Origin of the sequence: Ensifer adhaerens, assembly GCF_028993555.1 — a bacterium.
GTDB classification, from domain to species: Bacteria; Pseudomonadota; Alphaproteobacteria; order Rhizobiales; family Rhizobiaceae; genus Ensifer; species Ensifer adhaerens_I.
In genome coordinates, this window is sequence record NZ_CP118610.1 from 2388187 (window position 1) to 2404097 (window position 15911).

Consider the following 15911-nt stretch of genomic DNA (forward strand, 5'->3'; position numbering starts at 1 on the left):
TTTACTCCGCCGGCACGCCAATGCCGGACCGAAACAGGCTGCGCTCCACGGCGCGCTTCTCCGGACGGTGACGGGTCAGCGCCAGGATGAAGCCGGCGGTGACGCAGATCGCCACCATGGACGAGCCACCATAGGAGATCAGCGGCAGGGTCATGCCCTTGGCCGGGAGCAGTTCGAGGTTCACGCCGATGTTGATCATCGACTGGATGCCGATCTGGAGAACCAGGCCGGCAACCGCGAACCGGTTGAAGTCGTTGCGTTCGCGGAATGCATGATTGAGGCCGCGCATCACCAGGAAGGCGAAGATCATGACGATCACCATGCAGAAGACGATACCGAATTCCTCGGCCGCAACGGAAAAGACGAAGTCGGTATGGCTGTCCGGAATGATGCGCTTGACGATGCCTTCGCCGGGTCCCCGGCCGAACCAGTCGCCACGAATGATCGCCTCGCGCGCCGTATCCATCTGGAAGGTATCGCCCTCGCCGGTCAGGAACTTGTCGATACGCGCGGCCACGTGCGGCAGCATCGTATAGGCGACGAAGAAGCCGCCGAGCGCCGCACCACCAAGCAGGATGATCCAGAGCCAGGGCATGCCGGCCATGAAGAACATGCCGCCCCAGACCGCGGTCGTCAGGATCGTCTGGCCAAGGTCGGGCTGGGCGACGAGCAGGGCTGCGACGATGCCGAAGAGCAGGATGGCAAAGAGATTGCCGGGGATTTCCGGCTGGCGCGCATGTTCGGAGAAGAGCCACGCGCAGACGACGACGAAGGCCGGCTTCATGAATTCCGACGGCTGGATCGAGATGCCGGCGATCGAGAGCCAGCGCATCGAACCCTTCACCTCCTCGCCGATGAAGAGTACCAGCACCATCATCGCGAGCGATCCGCCGAGAAGCAGGATCGCAGCGCGCCTGACCTGGCGCGGCGAGAGGAAGGAGATGCCGACCATCACCACCAGTGACGGCAGCAGGAAGAGCGCGTGGCGCTTGACGAAGTGGAAGCTGTCGAGGCCGATGCGCTCGGCGACGGCGGGGCTTGCGGCGAAGGACAGCATGAAACCGACGCCCATCAACAGGATGAAGGTCGCCAGAAAGAACCTGTCGATCGTCCAGAACCAGTCGGCCACGGGGCCACGTTCGGCTCGGCTTACCATCTTGTCAGTCCCCTTCTCCGGCGCCGTTCGCGCCCCACGTCCGAAACCCCGGTATCATCACCGCCCACCGCGCGCCGGATGGCGCGCCGCACCGGCAGCGTCAGATCAGCATCGTCACGCCATCGATCGCGCGCACATGGCCGACGAAGGCATCGCCGCGCACTTCGAAATTCTTATACTGGTCGAAGCTTGCGCAAGCCGGGGATAGCATCACCGCCGAGGCGCCGGCTTCGTCCTTGCCTGCCTCTGCCGCCGCATGTGCCACCGCCTGCTCCAGCGTGCCCGAAATCTCGTAAGGAACCGCCTCGCCGAGCGTTGCCGCAAAGGCGGGAGCCGCCTCGCCGATCAGATAGGCCTTGACGATCTTCGGGAAGAACGGCGCAAGCGTCGTGATGCCTCCCTCCTTCGGCAGACCGCCGGCAATCCAATAGATCCGCTCGTAGCTCGAAAGCGCCGGTGCAGCGGCATCGGCATTGGTCGCCTTGCTGTCGTTGACGAAGACGACCGCACCCTTGCGGCCAACCGGCTGCATGCGGTGCTTGAGGCCCGGGAAGCTCGTGAGCCCATCGCGGATCTCCGCCGCGCTGACGCCGACCGCAAGGCAGGCGGCGATGGCGGCTGCCGCGTTCTGGGCGTTGTGACCGCCGCGCAGCGTCTGGATGCCGTCGAGATCGACGAACAGGCTGGACGTGCCGCCCTCCGCCTTCAGGATGCGCGAGCCCTCGGCGTAAAAGCCGCTTGCGAGCACGTGACGGCGCGAAATGCGCACGACCCTGGTACCAGCCCGCTCGACACGATCGGCAATCAAGGCAGAGAAACTATCATCGACGCCGACAATCGCCGTGCCGCTGCCGGCAACGAGGCGCTCCTTGATGTCGGCGTAATGCTGCATCGTGCCGTGGCGATCGAGGTGATCGGGCGTGAGGTTCAGGAGAATACCAGCCGTCGGGTTCAACGTCGGCGCCAGGTCGATCTGGTAGGACGAGCACTCGACCACATAGAAGCGGCCGACCTTGGGCGGATCGAGCGTGAGGACCGCCGTGCCGATATTGCCGCCGAGCTGGGTGTCGCGACCGCTCTGCTTCAAGATATGCGCGATCAGCGCCGTCGTCGTCGACTTGCCGTTGGTGCCGGTAATCGCGATGAACGGGCAATCGGGCGCATGCGCGCGGCGCTCGCGCACGAAGAGCTCGACGTCACCGATGATCTCGACAGCCGCCGCATGGGCGAGATCGACCGTCCAGTGCGGCTTCGGATGGGTGAGCGGCACGCCCGGTGAAAGCACGAAGGCGGCAAGGCCGGACCAGTCGACCGTGCGCAGGTCCGCCGTCGGCACGCCGGCAGCAGAAGCCTTGGCGACGCTATCCGGATTGTCGTCCCAGGCGGTGACTTCGGCGCCGCCGGCGACCAGTGCCTCAGCGGTTGCGAGCCCCGAACCGCCGAGACCGAAGAGAGCGACTTTCCTGCCCTTGAAGGTGGTGACCGGGATCATCGTCCGCTCACCGCAGCTTGAGGGTGGAGAGGCCGACCATCGCCAGGATGACGGCAATGATCCAGAAACGGATCACGACCTGGCTTTCGGTCCAGCCCTTCTTTTCGAAGTGGTGGTGGATCGGCGCCATCAGGAAGACGCGGCGGCCGGTGCGCTTGAACCAGAAGACCTGGATGATGACCGACAGCGTTTCCATGACGAAAAGGCCGCCGATGATGACCATGACGATCTCGTGCTTGACGGCAACGGCAACGGTGCCGATCAGGCCGCCGAGTGCCAGCGACCCGGTGTCGCCCATGAAGATCGCGGCCGGCGGCGCGTTGAACCAGAGGAAGCCGAGGCCGGCGCCGATGACGGCGCCGAGGATCACGGCAAGCTCGCCCGTGCCGGGCACGAAATGGATCTGCAGGTAATTCGCAAAGACCGCGTTACCCGCGAGATAGGCGATCAGGCCGAAGGCGGCGGCGGCGATCATGACCGGTACGATCGCAAGGCCGTCGAGACCATCGGTCAGGTTCACGGCATTGCCGGCGCCGACGATGACGAAGCCGCCGAACAGCACGAAGAAATAGCCGAGATTGAGAATGAGGTCCTTGAAGAAGGGGAACGTGACCGAGGAGCCGAAGGTCGAGCCGGCCGAACCGCTCGAGAGCGCTGCCTGCATCATGAAGAAGACGGCGATCGCCGCGATCACGAATTCGAAGCCGAGGCGCGCCTTGCCGGAAAAGCCCTTGTCCGACTGCTTGGTGACCTTGAGGTAATCGTCATAGAAGCCGATGGCGCCGAAACCGAGGGTGACGAGCAGTGTCGAGACGACGTAGACGCTGGAAAGGTCGGCCCAGAGCAGCGACGAGACGACGATGCCGGCCAGAATCATCAGGCCGCCCATGGTCGGCGTGCCGGCCTTCTTGAAATGCGTCTGCGGCCCGTCGGCGCGGATCGGCTGGCCCTTGCCCTGGCGGATGCGCAGCGAGGCGATCATCGCAGGGCCGAACAGGAACACGATCATGGCCGAGGTGAAGAGCGCCGCGCCGGTGCGAAATGTGATGTAGCGAAATAGATTGAAAAACTGAAAGTGGTCCGCCAGTTCCACGAGCCAAATGAGCATAAGGGACCTTTCCCCAAAGGTTTCCTGCACAATCCCTCAAATCGGAATCGATTTAAGGACGAAATTATGCAGCCGTTTAAAATGTTACAGCGACCTTTGCGCGTCCTGTAAGACGCGCGGCGCTGTGTAATCAGAACGTCGTCCAACAGAATCATCTGAAAAACGATACGCGCATGCATGCGAAAGTGTTAGGGCGCGCCACCTAACTCCAGGCTGTATCCACCGCGCCCATCATGGGCGGTGTCGCCGGCTTATTCCTCGGCTTCGGGTCCCTCGGCATTCGCTGCCGGATAGGTCTCGATCAGCGCCTGCACGATCTTTGCGCAGCCGGTCCCCTTCGACGACTTGATCATGACGACATCACCGGGCGCGACCGCGGCCAGTGCATAGGACTTCAGGTCCTCGACGCTCTCGCGATAGATCACCGAAACCTCGGGCGGCAGTGCATCACGCAGGTGCGCCATCAACGGCCCGGCGAGCCAGACATCGGTGATGCCCGCTTCGACGAGCGGGCGGGCGAGTGCGGCATGCACCTCGACGGCGTGTTCGCCCATCTCCAGCATGTCGCCGAGCACGGCGATGCGACGGCCGCCGACCGGCGGCTCACTGTCGCGAAGCAGCGCGATCGCCGCCCGCATCGAGCTCGGATTGGCATTGTAGCTTTCATCGATCAGCTTCAGCGTGCCGGTGCCGATCGCCAGAGTATGGCGTCGCCCCCTGCCCGTTTCGGCTTGCATGGTCGCAAGAGCCGAAGCCGCAAAGTCGAGATCGCCGCCGGCAAGCTTGACTGCTGCGAGAACTGCGACCGCGTTCTCGGCAATGTGCCGTCCGGGCGCGCCGATCGCCACTTCCAGCGTGCGACCGCCGATGCCGGCCCAGAGAACGGAGCCTTCCGGACCACCGCTGAATTCGACCAGGCGGAACTCGGCCTTGGGATTGGCGCCGAAGGAATGGATGTGGCTGACGCCGGCTGCAGCCGCGGCGTTTTCCAGCAGCTTGTATTGGGGGCTGTCGTGAATGATCAGCGCATGGCCGCCATTGACCACACCTTCGAAGATCTCGGCCTTGGCCTCGGCGATCTCGTCAAGGCTCTTGAAGTTGCCGAGATGGGCGGCGGCGATGCTCGTCACCATAGCCACATGCGGGCGCACCATGGCAGTCAGCGGCCGGATCTCACCCGGATGGTTCATGCCGATCTCGAAGATGCCGAAGTCGGTTGCTTCGGGCATGCGCGCAAGCGTCAGCGGCACACCCCAGTGATTGTTGAACGAGGCGACCGAAGCATGCACGCGGCCCTGCGGCTTGAGCACATGGCGCAGCATCTCCTTGGTGGTCGTCTTGCCGACAGAACCGGTGACGGCGATGATCTTGGCGGCGCTGCGGTCGCGCGCCGCGCAGCCGAGACGGATCATCGCCTCGAGCACATCGTCGACGACGATCATCGGCGCATTGAGGCGCCCGAGGGCCGGAAGCTTGCCTTCGCTGACGACCAGCACTGCCGCGCCATTGGCAAGCGCGATGCCGGCATAGTCGTGACCGTCGACACGATCACCCTTGATCGCAAAGAAAGCTTCGCCCTTGCCGATCGAGCGGCTGTCGATGGAGATCCCGCTGATGCCCTCCGGCAGATTGCCCATCGGCCGACCGTTCATCGCGGCCAGGAGATCGCTGCTTGTCCAGAGCCAGTTCATCACAAACCTCCCAGGGCCTTGCGGACCTCCGCATGGTCCGAGAAGGGTAGCGTCACGGAACCGACCGTCTGCCCCTCCTCGTGCCCCTTGCCGGCAACGATCAGCGTGTCGCCGGTCTTCAGCATGCCGACCGCGGTGCGGATCGCCTGGGCGCGGTCGCCGATCTCGATCGCGCCCTTGGCAGCAGTCATGATTTCGGCACGGATCACCTCGGGAACCTCCGAACGCGGATTGTCGTCGGTGACGATCGTCACATCGGCGAGCCGTGTGGCGATCTCGCCCATGATCGGGCGCTTGCCCTTGTCGCGGTCGCCGCCGCAGCCGAACACCACGACGACGCGGCCAGTGGTGAACGGGCGCACCGAGGCCAGCACGTTTTCAAGCGCATCGGGCTTGTGGGCGTAGTCGACATAGGCAAGCGCGCCGTCCTTGGTCTGGCCGACCAGCTCGAGGCGGCCGGAGGCGCCCTGCAGCTTTTCAAGCGCCGAGAAGGCAGCCTTGGCGCTGATGCCGGTCGACATGGCAAGACCCGCCGCAACGAGCGCGTTCGCCACCTGGAAATCGCCGGCGAGCGGAATGTGGATTTCGAAGATGTCGTCGCCGACATGGACTTCCGCCGACTGCTTGTGGCGGAAGTGCTCGACGCGCTTCAGCGAGATGAAGTCGCCCTTGCGGCCGACCGTGCGCACATCGAGCTTTGCCTTGCGGGCAGCCGCGATCGCCTGGTCCGACCACTGGTCGTCGGCGAAGATCACCGCCGGCGCACCCTTCGGCAGCAGGGCGTTGAACAGCCGCATCTTGGAGGCCATGTAGTGCTCGACCGTCGGATGGTAGTCCATGTGGTCGCGGCCGAGATTGGTGAAGGCGGCAGCCGAAAGGCGCACGCCGTCGAGACGGCTCTGGTCGAGGCCGTGGCTGGAGGCTTCCATCGCCGCATGGGTGACGCCGGCATCGGCAAGCTCGGCCAGGAGCTTGTGCAGCGACACCGGGTCGGGCGTCGTCAGCGAACCGTAGTCGTTGCGGCCGGGGGCGACGACGCCTGTCGTGCCGATCATCGCGGCTGCGAAGCCCGAATACGCCCAGATCTGGCGGGTAAAGGAGGCAACCGAAGTCTTGCCGGCGGTACCGGTCACGGCAACCATGGTTTCCGGCTGGCGGCCGTAAAAGGCGGCAGCGGCGCGCGCCAGGAAAGCGCGGGGTTCAGAGAGCTTCAGCATCGGTACCGATGCGGCATCGACGTCCGAGCCCGCTTCGGTGACGACAGCGACCGCGCCGCGCTTCAGTGCGTCGGCGATGTAGCTGCTGCCATCGGCCTTGCTGCCCGTAACCGCGACGAAGAGATCCCCTGGCTGAACCTGCCGACTATCGGCCGTCAGTCCGGCAACGTCGATATCGGCGGCAGCGCCGCTCAGTTGCGCCGAAAGTTCCGGGAAGTTCGATCCCGCCAGCTCTTTGATCTTCATGAACGCACGTCTCGCATCGATTTCGATCCGCAAGAATCGCGAATCGTCCGCTTTCTCATTTCATGTCTAATAAGACACAAGCAAGGCAGAACCGTCTTCTCCAAACTTTGGTTCGACACCCAGCAGCGGCGCGGAGCGGCTGATGATGTCGCGAACCATGGGAGCCGCGTTCGAGCCTGCCGTGCGCCCGCCACCCTCGCCGGTCTTCGGCGCGTCGATGAAGGTCAGCACGATGTATTTCGGGTTGTCGATCGGGAACGCCGCCAGGAAGGCGTTGAAGTTCTGGTCGCTGGCGTAGCGGCCGTTGACCACCTTGTCGGCCGTGCCGGTCTTGCCGCCGACGTTGAAGCCCGGCACCAGCGCCCGCTTGCCCGAGCCGGCAATGCCGTTCCAGCGCAAGAGGAAGCGCATGTCGTCGCTGGTGCTCTTCTTGACCACCGGCGTGGCGACTGCGTTGGCCTGCTCCTCGGTGCGCGGCAGGAAGGTCGGCTCGATCAGCTTGCCGCCGTTGACGAGTGCAGCACCCGCAACCGCCGTCTGCAGCGGCGTCGTCGAGACGCCGTGGCCGAAGGAGATGGTGACCGAGTTGATCTTCTTCCATTCGCGCGGCTGCGTCGGGGATTTCACTTCCGGCAACTCGGTCGGCAGTTTCGACAGCAGGCCGAGGCGCGTCAGGAATTCCTTGTGGCCGGGGATGCCGACGAGGTCGGCGATCTTGGCGGTGCCGATGTTCGACGAATACTGGAAGATTTCCGGAACCGTGAGAACGCGGCGCTTGCCGTGGAAGTCCTTGATGGTGAAGCCGCCGATGCGGATCGGCGCCGAGGCGTCGAAGCTGTCGTTCAGCGTCACCTTGCCGGAATCGAGCCCCATGGCGATGGTGAAGGTCTTGAAGGTGGAGCCCATTTCGAACGTGCCGTTCGACATGCGGTTCATCCAGCCTTCTTCCGCCCCTTCGGCCGGCTTGTTCGGGTCGTAGTCGGGAACGGACGCCATCGCCAGGACTTCACCGGTGTGGACATCGAGCACGACGGCACCGGCGGCTAGCGCCTGATAGTTCTTCATGCCGGCGTCGATGACGTCACGCACGATATTCTGAACGCGCACGTCGATCGACAGCTTCACCGGCTCGAGCTTGGCGTCGCTGGTCATGCCGATCGCGGCAAGGTCGGCCAGCCCCTGGCTGTCGATATAGCGTTCCATGCCGGCAACGCCGCGGTTGTCGATGTTGACGTGGCCGAGGATGTGCGCGGCGGTGTGCCCGCCGGGATAGAAGCGGCGCTTTTCCGGACGGAAGCCGACGCCAGGAATGCCGAGCGCCAGAATCTCGCTCTGCTGCTTCGGCGTCAGCTGGCGGCGCAGCCACTGGAAGCGCGATTTCGACTTCAGCTTGTTGTAGATCTCGCGGGTATTGATGTCAGGCAATACCGTCGCCAGCCGCTCCACCGCCTCGTCGGCATCGACGATCTTGTGCGGCTCGGCATAGAGCGAAACGGTGCGGATGTCGGTTGCGAGGATTTCGCCATTGCGGTCGAGAATGTCCGGTCGCGATGCCATCAGGTTGTCGGCGCGGCCGATGCTGGAAACCGTTTCCGGCTGCGCCATGCCGTATTGCACGAGGCGGCCGCCGATGACGGCGTAGACGATGCCGAAGCTCGCGATCACGATGGCGACGCGGTTCTTCGCCTGGTTGGTGGTCTTCTTGCGCGTCCCCTGAAAGGTAACGTTGAGGCCGCTTTCCGCCGGTCGGTTGTTGCCGCCTGCCGAGAAATGCGCCTTGCTCTTCAATACCATGATGCGGGAGAGAAACGACATCAGCGCGCCACCGAGCCAGTTGCCATGTTATCGGTCTTGTTGATGATGGCCGCGACACCGTCCTTCGCAGCCTTTTCGTCTTCAGGCACCGGCAGATCCGCCTTCAGCATCGGCAGCTCCTTCGGTTGAGCGAGCTGCGTCGAAGGTGTCGGCGCCAACTGCAGATCGGCACCGAAAGCACCAACCAGACGCTCCAGCCGGTTCGGCTGCGTCAAGAGCGCCCAGTCGGCGCGCAGCAGGTCGATCGTGTCTTCTTCAAGCTTGATCGCCACGTCGAGCTTGCGGACTTCCTCAAGCTTGTTTTCGGCACGGTGCTTGATCGTATAGGTCACTGTCGCGGCGGCCGTCATGACGACGATCAGAACGATATCGAGCGTTCGAAGCATGTCTTGTCAGCCCCCCAACCGTGCAAGGCTTGCCAGTTCCGGCAGATTGAAAATGGATAGATCGTTTCCCGGCGACGCGGCCTGCGTGCGGATCCCGGCGCGCAGCTTTGCAGAGCGGGCGCGCGGATTGAGGGACGCTTCTTCCTCGCTGGCTGCCACCATAGGCTTGCCAACTGGCGTGAAGGTTGCGGCGCGCGCGGAAACCATGGGCAGGTGGCGGGAGCCGCTGGCCTTACCGGAACGATCCTGGAAGAACGCCTTGACGATCCGGTCCTCGAGCGAATGGAAGGTCACGACGACGAGACGACCGCCAGGCTTCAAGGCCTTTTCGGCGGCAAACAGCGCCTGAGCCAGTTCGCCGAGTTCATCATTGACGAAAATGCGCAGCGCCTGGAAGACCCGGGTTGCCGGATGAATCTTGTCCTTCGCCTTGCGCGGCGTCACCACCTCGATCAGACCCGCGAGATCGCGGGTCGTCTCGAACGGCTGCTCGGCACGGCGCTTCTCGATCGCACGCGCGATACGGCCCGCCTGCTTTTCTTCGCCGAGAAAACCGAAGATGCGGATGAGATCGGACACCTTGGCGCGGTTGACGACATCGGCCGCCGAAACGCCGGAGGCCGACATGCGCATATCGAGTGGCCCCTTCTTCTGGAAGGAAAAGCCACGCTCGGCCTCGTCGATCTGCATCGAGGAAACACCGATGTCGAGCACGACACCGTCGAGCCCACCATCGGGCGCATGGGCGGCAAGCTCGGAAAACTGCGCATGGATGAGCTTCAGCCGGCCACCCCACTCGGCGACCTGCGTCTGGCCGGCAGCAATTGCCGTCGGATCGCGATCGAGCGCGATCACATCGGCACCAGCTTTGAGGATTGCGGAGCTATAGCCGCCGGCACCGAAGGTGCCATCGAGAATGACCTTGCCGGGCGCAGGCTCAAGCGCCGCAAGAACCTCCGACAAGAGGACGGGAATGTGACGAACCGGTCCGCCTTCGGCTTCAGGAATACCTCCGCCTTGTTCCGTCACCATTCCGCCTCTCCATTCTAGTCTGGACGCAACCCCCGTGATTTGCGCCCTTCCCGGGCCACCGCCTGTGCCTTGACAAAGGCTTGCGGCTCCCAGAGCTGAAAATAATCGCCCCGCCCGACGAACATCACGTCGGTCGAGATGCCGGTGAAGTCGCGGATGAAATCCGTCACCATCAACCGACCTTCCGGATCGAGCTTCACGAAGACGCCGCCCCCATGAACGAGCAGCGACATCTCGTTGGCCTCCGAGGAAAACGGATCCTCGGCCGCCATCTGCTTCTCGAACCGATCCAGGAGCTCCGGCCCGCCGACGCTGATCGCCGGAAAGACGAAATCCTGAAAACAGTATAGCTCCCGGACGCCCCCATCCGACAGCACGGAACGAAACGCCGAGGGAACGGAAACCCGCCCCTTCGCATCGATCCGATTGGCAGCATGTGACAAGAAGCGGTTCATAACGCGAAACGGCCGCCCAAGACTGACGGGCCACGATCATCGACCCGCGAGAACACGTAACCGCACACACAAGACAGCCTTGCCGAACATTGGAATGTCCGCCCACCCTCCGAAGCCGGAAGGCACTGGAATCTTGCGATGTTGGGCCGCGAAGCAGCCCCTGCGCAGTGCCATTATGGGATATCATGGGACCATATGGGCGTCAATGGGAATGGGTTCGTAAACAGCCGTCGGACTGATCAAATATTGATAGGTTGTTAAGTTTAACGAAGGGTTACGAAGAGACCCCCACCGTGCGGGAATAGGACGGCGGAACGGCTTCAAATCGTTGGAAAATCAGAATGTGAGGAAGAGCGCAGCAATGCCGTTGCGCAAAAGCGTTTACGCGTCATCGCATGCCAAGAAAGCGCAACAGCAACGACAAAACCGCCTAAAGCGGCTCCGCTGAATGCTGTGAAAATGGCGTGCGGATCAGCCTGATTTGCAAGACTTGATCCGCAAGTTCGAGCAAAGCGAAATCGCCACGATGAGGAGTGCTCTGCCGCGCGAGCTGAACGCGTGCCCCGCGCATTTGCACAGGGAGAGAAATCGCCAGTTGGCCTGTAAGCCGGGTTCTGTATGGCCCCGTTACCCGAGGGCAACGGAACGTGGCAGCCATTCATCTGGGACTGCGCTTGCACGCAGCCTCTTGCAACCCACCCGGATGACTGGCCCGGAAACAGGCTGGGCGCTTGCGCGCCCGCGTCATCCCTATTCGGTCTTGCTCCCGGTGGGGTTTGCCGTGCCGTCCATGTCGCCATGTCCGCGGTGGGCTCTTACCCCACCCTTTCACCCTTACTCCGGCAAGCGGAGCGGTTTGCTTTCTGTGGCACTTTCCCTGAGGTCACCCTCGCCGGACGTTATCCGGCACCGTGCTTCCGTGGAGCCCGGACTTTCCTCCCCCCGCGACCTTTCGGCACTTGCGGAGAGCGGCTGCCCGGCCAACTGGCAGGCGCTCCTTAACCCAGCGTGCCGCCCGGCGCCAGAAAAAACGGCAGGGTTTTTCGAGCCGCCAACAGGCAGATCGGGTCGGTGCGGCCTTGGCGCACCCGACTAACGGAACACGACGGAGAAATCCGCGCCGTATTCGGGCTCGTCGATCCACCCGTTGAGCACGAGGACCGCGCCGAGGCGGCCGATCTCGTCCGAGCTCTTTGCCGCCTGGCCGTTGCCGCCGGTAACGACAGCGATACGGCTCCCCTCTGCAAAGCCGATATAGGGCAGCCCGTGCCGGGTGAACGAAGTGACGCAGGGCGAAAAGTGAGTGGAGACCGGTTGCAAGCCGGGCATCACCTCGCCGAGCAGTCCGCCCAAATGCGCCGCCGCCGCCGCGCCGCCCGAGCCGCGGAACCATTGACGCACCGCCGGTTCGCCTTCGAGGATCCGGTCGGTCGGATCGCCGCCGATCTTGATGTAGTGCTTGCCGTCCGCGTAGCCGACCGGCGGCAGCAGGTAGTAGCTTCTCTCCTGCTCCGCCGCCGCACCGATGAGGGAGGGCATGCCCTGGAAATCTGGCAGATCCCGGCTCGCCACCTCGGCAAAGAACACGGTGCGCGCCTTGACGGTGAGATCGATCGGCCTCGGCAGCAGTGCTGCAGATATCGAGAACCCGCCGGCAGCAACGATCACCCGGCCCGCGGCGAACCGCTTTCCGTCGACGGTCGCGACAACCACGCAATCGCCCTCCTCCGCCACGGCCGCGACCTCGCTGCACACGATCCGGGCGCCCGCCTTCTCGGCACACACCGCTTGTGCCGCGACCAGAGCCCGCGGGTTGATGTAGCCGGCCCCACGCCTCTCGTGTACGCCGGCAGTGCCATCGGGGAAACGGAACCAGGGAAACCGCTGCGACAACGCCTCGCCATCGTAGAGCGGCGCCTCGACGCCAAGCGCGTCGCGCGCCTTCTCCACCTGCTCGATATAGTCGTAGGAAGATCCGGGCGCCGGCCCGGCGATCAGGCAGCCGACTTCATGGTAGAAGGTGATGCCGCTTTCGCCTTCGATTTCGCCGTAGCGCTCGATCGAGCGCCTGGCGAGCCGCGCCCAGACTGGATCGTCGTCAATCGTGCGGGTGATGCGGGCATTGTCGTAGTGGCTGGAAAAGACGCCGGGATGATTGACCCAGTCCGTCGGCTCGTCCGGGCCGATCAGCGCGACCTTGGCCCCTGAAAGGGCCAGGTGGCGGGCGGCTGCAGCCCCCATCATGCCCTTGCCGACGACAATGAAATCAAAGCTTTCCGACATGCCGTTCCTCATCCCTTTTGCTCAAGGGGAGATAGCATGCCGGAGCCGATATGGCACCACGATGGTTGTAGGAAATTCCGTATGCGCCGGAACGCGAGACCTGTCCGGCTACTGCGTGTCTCCTTAAATCGACCTCGATTTAAGGACAAAGACATGCAGAAAATCAAAGGGCTACAGCGACCTTTGCGCGTCTGATAAGACGCGCGGCGCTGTAGAGCATCCGCCATCGCCGGGCGCGGCTGGCGGATGAAGCTCTTCGCTGAGTGCATGCTTCCTGGATCGCACCGGATCGATTGCATGTTTCCTCCAACCGTATCCGGTTAGAGGACAAAACCATGCAGCAATTCAAAGTGCTGCAGCGACCTTTGCGCGTCTCAAAAAGACTCGGCGCTGAAGGGACGATGCGCGACGCTATGGCTGACCAAAGAACGCGCCGGCGCTTGTCATGCAGTCGATCAGTCGATGATGTCCTGGACCTTGCCGCAATAGCGCTTGGAAACCGGGTTCATGCGCTTGGCACCGTGGCCGGCATTGTACTTGAGAACCGTGCCGCAGGTCGTGCCACCGGACAGTTCATGCGCCATGGCAAGGTACTTCATGCCGAACTTGATGTTGGTTTCCGGATCGTAGAGACCCTTGGAGGAACCGGAATAGCCCATCATGCGGGCGGTGGAGGGCTTGATCTGCATCAGGCCGATTTCGCCGGCGCTGCCGCGTGCCTTGGGATTGAAGTTGCTTTCGACCTTGACGATCGCATGCGCCAGATCGATCGGAACGCCGTACTGCTTGGCGTAGGTCTTGATCAGACCCGTGTACTGGACGTTCTGGACGAGATCCGGCTTGGGATAGCCTGTGGTACGGGTGACGGACTGGATGGACGAGGTCTTGATGGTCTTATCGACACTCCCCGCATACGACGTACCCATCCCGGCGAAGAACATGCCAAGGCATGCCGCCACCGCAGCAACAGACGAAATTCTCATGTAGTTTGAATTCTCCGGTCTGGGGAATGGACCGAAGCGCACCCCGCTTCGAACCTCACTTCCCGATCGTTTCATTCACAGGAAGTGAGCGTTGCGCCCTGATGCTCCTGCAGTTCCAATGGGGCGGGAAATGAATGCCGCATCATGGTAAACATGTGGCAAAGCTAAAAAAACATGCCAAAAATATCTGCAGAAGTGCCGTTTTGACGAAAAAATCTTCCGCGTCAGGCGGTGAATCGCGGCAGTCCGGAGAGCAACCGGTGCAGCGTATCAAGGGTTGAGATGTCGGCGATGCCATCCACCCTTTGTTGTCGGAAGTGCCGCTGGAACGCGGCTATCGCGCCTTCTGTCTTCTCACAGAATTCGCCATTCACATCAATGCCATAGCCATAAAGGGACAGCATCGACTGGATGGCTTCCACCGGCTGGCCCTGGTCGCCGCGCTGGAAAAAGCGTCCGCCGCCGATCGGCGCCGGTTCGACCCAGTGTCCGACCCCTTCGCGATGAAGAATGTGCCAGGGAAATTTTTCTCCCGGGTCGACCTTGCGAATGGGGGCAATATCGCTGTGTGCGAGCACTCTTTCAGGCGCGATCGACCAGCGATCGCCGCAGTCCCGACACAATTCCACAACTGCTGCTATCTGTTTCTCCGGAAAGTCCGGCAGCCCGCCCGGGTGACCCGGGTTGGCGATCTCTATTCCGATCGAGCAGGAGTTGATGTCGGTCTCGCCCTTCCAATAGCTCTTGCCGGCATGCCAGGCGCGGCGCGCCTCCGGCACGAGCTGATCGACACGCCCGTCCTCGTGGACGAAGTAATGGCTGGAGACCTGGCTTTCCTCGCGACAAAGCCATTCGAGCGCCGAAGCGCCCGTCGGCATGCCGGTGTAATGCAGAACGATCATATCCGGCGCGCGCTGGTCGACGCGGTCGCCGAAATTGGGCGACGGCATGAAGCGTGCACCCGGATAGTCGCAGTATTTCGAGGTCATGCGGCTCGGCGTTCTTTCTCGATCGCCTCATAGGCGGCATTCAGCGCCGCCATGCGATCATTGGCGATCGCGTGGAATTCTTGCGGTACGCCGCGCGCAACCAGCATGTCCGGGTGGTTCTCGGAAACGAGCACCCGGTAGCGCCTGCGGATATCGGCGAAGTCATCCTTACGCGAAACACCGAGCACCTGATAGGGGTCACGGCCGTCACCATGGACATGACGGGCCATGATGCGTTCGAAATGTCCCTCGTCCATGCCGAAGATGTCTGCCACGCGCAAAAGGAAGGCGAGCTCGCGCTCATGCACCGCGCCATCCGACTTGGCGATGTGGAAAAGGCCGTCGACGATGTCCTCGAGGATCGGGCAGTTCTTTTCGCAGGACGAACACAGCGACGCCATCTTCTCCGCATAGGCCTCGTAACCGGCGACGTCCTGGCGCGCCAGATTATAGAGACGCGCGACATTCTGCGCCTGATCCGGCGGAAACTGGAAGATATCGCGAAAAGCCGCGACCTCGGCCTCGGTCACGATGCCGTCGGCCTTGGCCATCTTGGCCGAAAGCGCGATCATGGCGACCGAGAATGCCACCTTGCGCCGTGTTTCCGGATCGCCCTCGAACAGGGTACGCACGGCCTCAACCACGCCGGCAAGTGCATTGCCGGTGGCGGTAACGATCTTGAGGAGACTGTCCCAAAATGACATGCGAGGTTCCCTGTATCTCCACTCTATAGCATGGACCGATGTGGTGGCAAATTGCAAGCGGTGGACGGTCCGAACCACGAGGATGACGAATTTGTGATGGCCCCTCACTATTGTCAATCCATCGATTGGAACTTGCGACAACCAGCCGACGGAAAGCTGTTCCCGCGGGAACAGCCATTCAACTAAGAAGAAATGTCATTTCGGCCCGCAAAGGCGGCAATTCCGCCTTCTGCAATATCCGGCCTGCGCGCCGCGCCGGCGTCGCTCCCTGCGACAATCCGCGCCGGCCCGTCCTGCCCCGGCCTTCCGGCGCTCGATGGCTCCTTGCGCGGGCAGTTCGACACAACATCCACA

13 protein-coding genes and 1 other RNA gene are annotated in these 15911 nt (G+C 62.9%); all 14 read right to left on the reverse strand.

From position 1 onward, the window contains the following. Position 1: 1 nt before the first annotated feature. The 14 genes from ftsW to PWG15_RS11770 all read right to left on the reverse strand — a co-directional run bounded on the left by ftsW (position 2) and on the right by PWG15_RS11770 (position 15557). Positions 2–1156: a putative lipid II flippase FtsW gene (ftsW, locus tag PWG15_RS11705; protein ID WP_275019941.1), complete on the reverse strand. Its 1155-nt coding sequence runs from the start codon at positions 1154–1156 to the stop codon at positions 2–4. Positions 1157–1256: 100 nt separating this feature from the next. Next, on the reverse strand, positions 1257–2648 hold the full coding sequence (gene murD / locus PWG15_RS11710; protein ID WP_275019942.1) for a UDP-N-acetylmuramoyl-L-alanine--D-glutamate ligase: 1392 nt from the start codon (positions 2646–2648) through the stop codon (positions 1257–1259). A gap of 7 nt (positions 2649–2655) precedes the next feature. After that, the gene (mraY, locus tag PWG15_RS11715; protein ID WP_275019943.1) at positions 2656–3756 is read right to left on the reverse strand and encodes a phospho-N-acetylmuramoyl-pentapeptide-transferase; all 1101 of its coding nucleotides are present in this window, start codon (positions 3754–3756) and stop codon (positions 2656–2658) included. Positions 3757–4007: 251 nt separating this feature from the next. Continuing rightward, the gene (locus tag PWG15_RS11720; protein ID WP_275019944.1) at positions 4008–5447 is read right to left on the reverse strand and encodes a UDP-N-acetylmuramoylalanyl-D-glutamyl-2,6-diaminopimelate--D-alanyl-D-alanine ligase; all 1440 of its coding nucleotides are present in this window, start codon (positions 5445–5447) and stop codon (positions 4008–4010) included. Then, positions 5447–6910, reverse strand: a complete 1464-nt coding sequence (locus tag PWG15_RS11725) for a UDP-N-acetylmuramoyl-L-alanyl-D-glutamate--2,6-diaminopimelate ligase (RefSeq protein WP_275019945.1) — start codon at positions 6908–6910, stop codon at positions 5447–5449. Before PWG15_RS11725 ends, PWG15_RS11720 begins: the two co-directional genes overlap by 1 nt. Before the next feature lie 66 nt (positions 6911–6976). Further along, on the reverse strand, positions 6977–8725 hold the full coding sequence (locus tag PWG15_RS11730; RefSeq protein ID WP_275019947.1) for a peptidoglycan D,D-transpeptidase FtsI family protein: 1749 nt from the start codon (positions 8723–8725) through the stop codon (positions 6977–6979). Continuing rightward, positions 8725–9111, reverse strand: a complete 387-nt coding sequence (gene ftsL / locus PWG15_RS11735) for a cell division protein FtsL (RefSeq protein WP_275019948.1) — start codon at positions 9109–9111, stop codon at positions 8725–8727. Before ftsL ends, PWG15_RS11730 begins: the two co-directional genes overlap by 1 nt. A 6-nt stretch (positions 9112–9117) precedes the next feature. Continuing rightward, positions 9118–10143, reverse strand: a complete 1026-nt coding sequence (gene rsmH, locus PWG15_RS11740) for a 16S rRNA (cytosine(1402)-N(4))-methyltransferase RsmH (RefSeq protein ID WP_275019949.1) — start codon at positions 10141–10143, stop codon at positions 9118–9120. A 14-nt stretch (positions 10144–10157) separates the two neighbouring features. Then, a complete protein-coding gene (mraZ, locus tag PWG15_RS11745; RefSeq protein WP_057253455.1) occupies positions 10158–10598 on the reverse strand; it encodes a division/cell wall cluster transcriptional repressor MraZ in 441 nt (146 codons plus the stop codon). A gap of 587 nt (positions 10599–11185) precedes the next feature. Beyond that, positions 11186–11586, reverse strand: an RNA gene (rnpB, locus tag PWG15_RS11750) — RNase P RNA component class A. 104 nt (positions 11587–11690) lie between these two features. Beyond that, positions 11691–12881, reverse strand: a complete 1191-nt coding sequence (locus PWG15_RS11755) for an NAD(P)/FAD-dependent oxidoreductase (protein ID WP_275019950.1) — start codon at positions 12879–12881, stop codon at positions 11691–11693. A gap of 455 nt (positions 12882–13336) precedes the next feature. Continuing rightward, positions 13337–13864: a lytic transglycosylase domain-containing protein gene (locus PWG15_RS11760; RefSeq protein WP_275019951.1), complete on the reverse strand. Its 528-nt coding sequence runs from the start codon at positions 13862–13864 to the stop codon at positions 13337–13339. Positions 13865–14088: 224 nt separating this feature from the next. Continuing rightward, positions 14089–14853 carry an N-acetylmuramoyl-L-alanine amidase gene (locus tag PWG15_RS11765; RefSeq protein WP_275019952.1) on the reverse strand — a complete coding sequence of 255 codons (765 nt, stop codon included), beginning with the start codon at positions 14851–14853 and terminating at the stop codon, positions 14089–14091. After that, positions 14850–15557, reverse strand: a complete 708-nt coding sequence (locus PWG15_RS11770) for a J domain-containing protein (RefSeq protein ID WP_275019953.1) — start codon at positions 15555–15557, stop codon at positions 14850–14852. The genes PWG15_RS11765 and PWG15_RS11770 overlap by 4 nt, the downstream gene beginning before the upstream one ends. Positions 15558–15911 lie beyond the last annotated feature (354 nt).

Bases quoted from the DNA above. Each gene is read 5' to 3' on its own strand.
- ftsW (WP_275019941.1), bottom strand. From the start codon at position 1,156: ATGGTAAGCCGAGCCGAACGTGGCCCCGTGGCCGACTGGTTCTGGACG.
- murD (WP_275019942.1), bottom strand. From the start codon at position 2,648: ATGATCCCGGTCACCACCTTCAAGGGCAGGAAAGTCGCTCTCTTCGGT.
- mraY (WP_275019943.1), bottom strand. From the start codon at position 3,756: ATGCTCATTTGGCTCGTGGAACTGGCGGACCACTTTCAGTTTTTCAAT.
- PWG15_RS11720 (WP_275019944.1), bottom strand. From the start codon at position 5,447: ATGAACTGGCTCTGGACAAGCAGCGATCTCCTGGCCGCGATGAACGGT.
- PWG15_RS11725 (WP_275019945.1), bottom strand. From the start codon at position 6,910: ATGAAGATCAAAGAGCTGGCGGGATCGAACTTCCCGGAACTTTCGGCG.
- PWG15_RS11730 (WP_275019947.1), bottom strand. From the start codon at position 8,725: ATGTCGTTTCTCTCCCGCATCATGGTATTGAAGAGCAAGGCGCATTTC.
- ftsL (WP_275019948.1), bottom strand. From the start codon at position 9,111: ATGCTTCGAACGCTCGATATCGTTCTGATCGTCGTCATGACGGCCGCC.
- rsmH (WP_275019949.1), bottom strand. From the start codon at position 10,143: ATGGTGACGGAACAAGGCGGAGGTATTCCTGAAGCCGAAGGCGGACCG.
- mraZ (WP_057253455.1), bottom strand. From the start codon at position 10,598: ATGAACCGCTTCTTGTCACATGCTGCCAATCGGATCGATGCGAAGGGG.
- PWG15_RS11755 (WP_275019950.1), bottom strand. From the start codon at position 12,881: ATGTCGGAAAGCTTTGATTTCATTGTCGTCGGCAAGGGCATGATGGGG.
- PWG15_RS11760 (WP_275019951.1), bottom strand. From the start codon at position 13,864: ATGAGAATTTCGTCTGTTGCTGCGGTGGCGGCATGCCTTGGCATGTTC.
- PWG15_RS11765 (WP_275019952.1), bottom strand. From the start codon at position 14,853: ATGACCTCGAAATACTGCGACTATCCGGGTGCACGCTTCATGCCGTCG.
- PWG15_RS11770 (WP_275019953.1), bottom strand. From the start codon at position 15,557: ATGTCATTTTGGGACAGTCTCCTCAAGATCGTTACCGCCACCGGCAAT.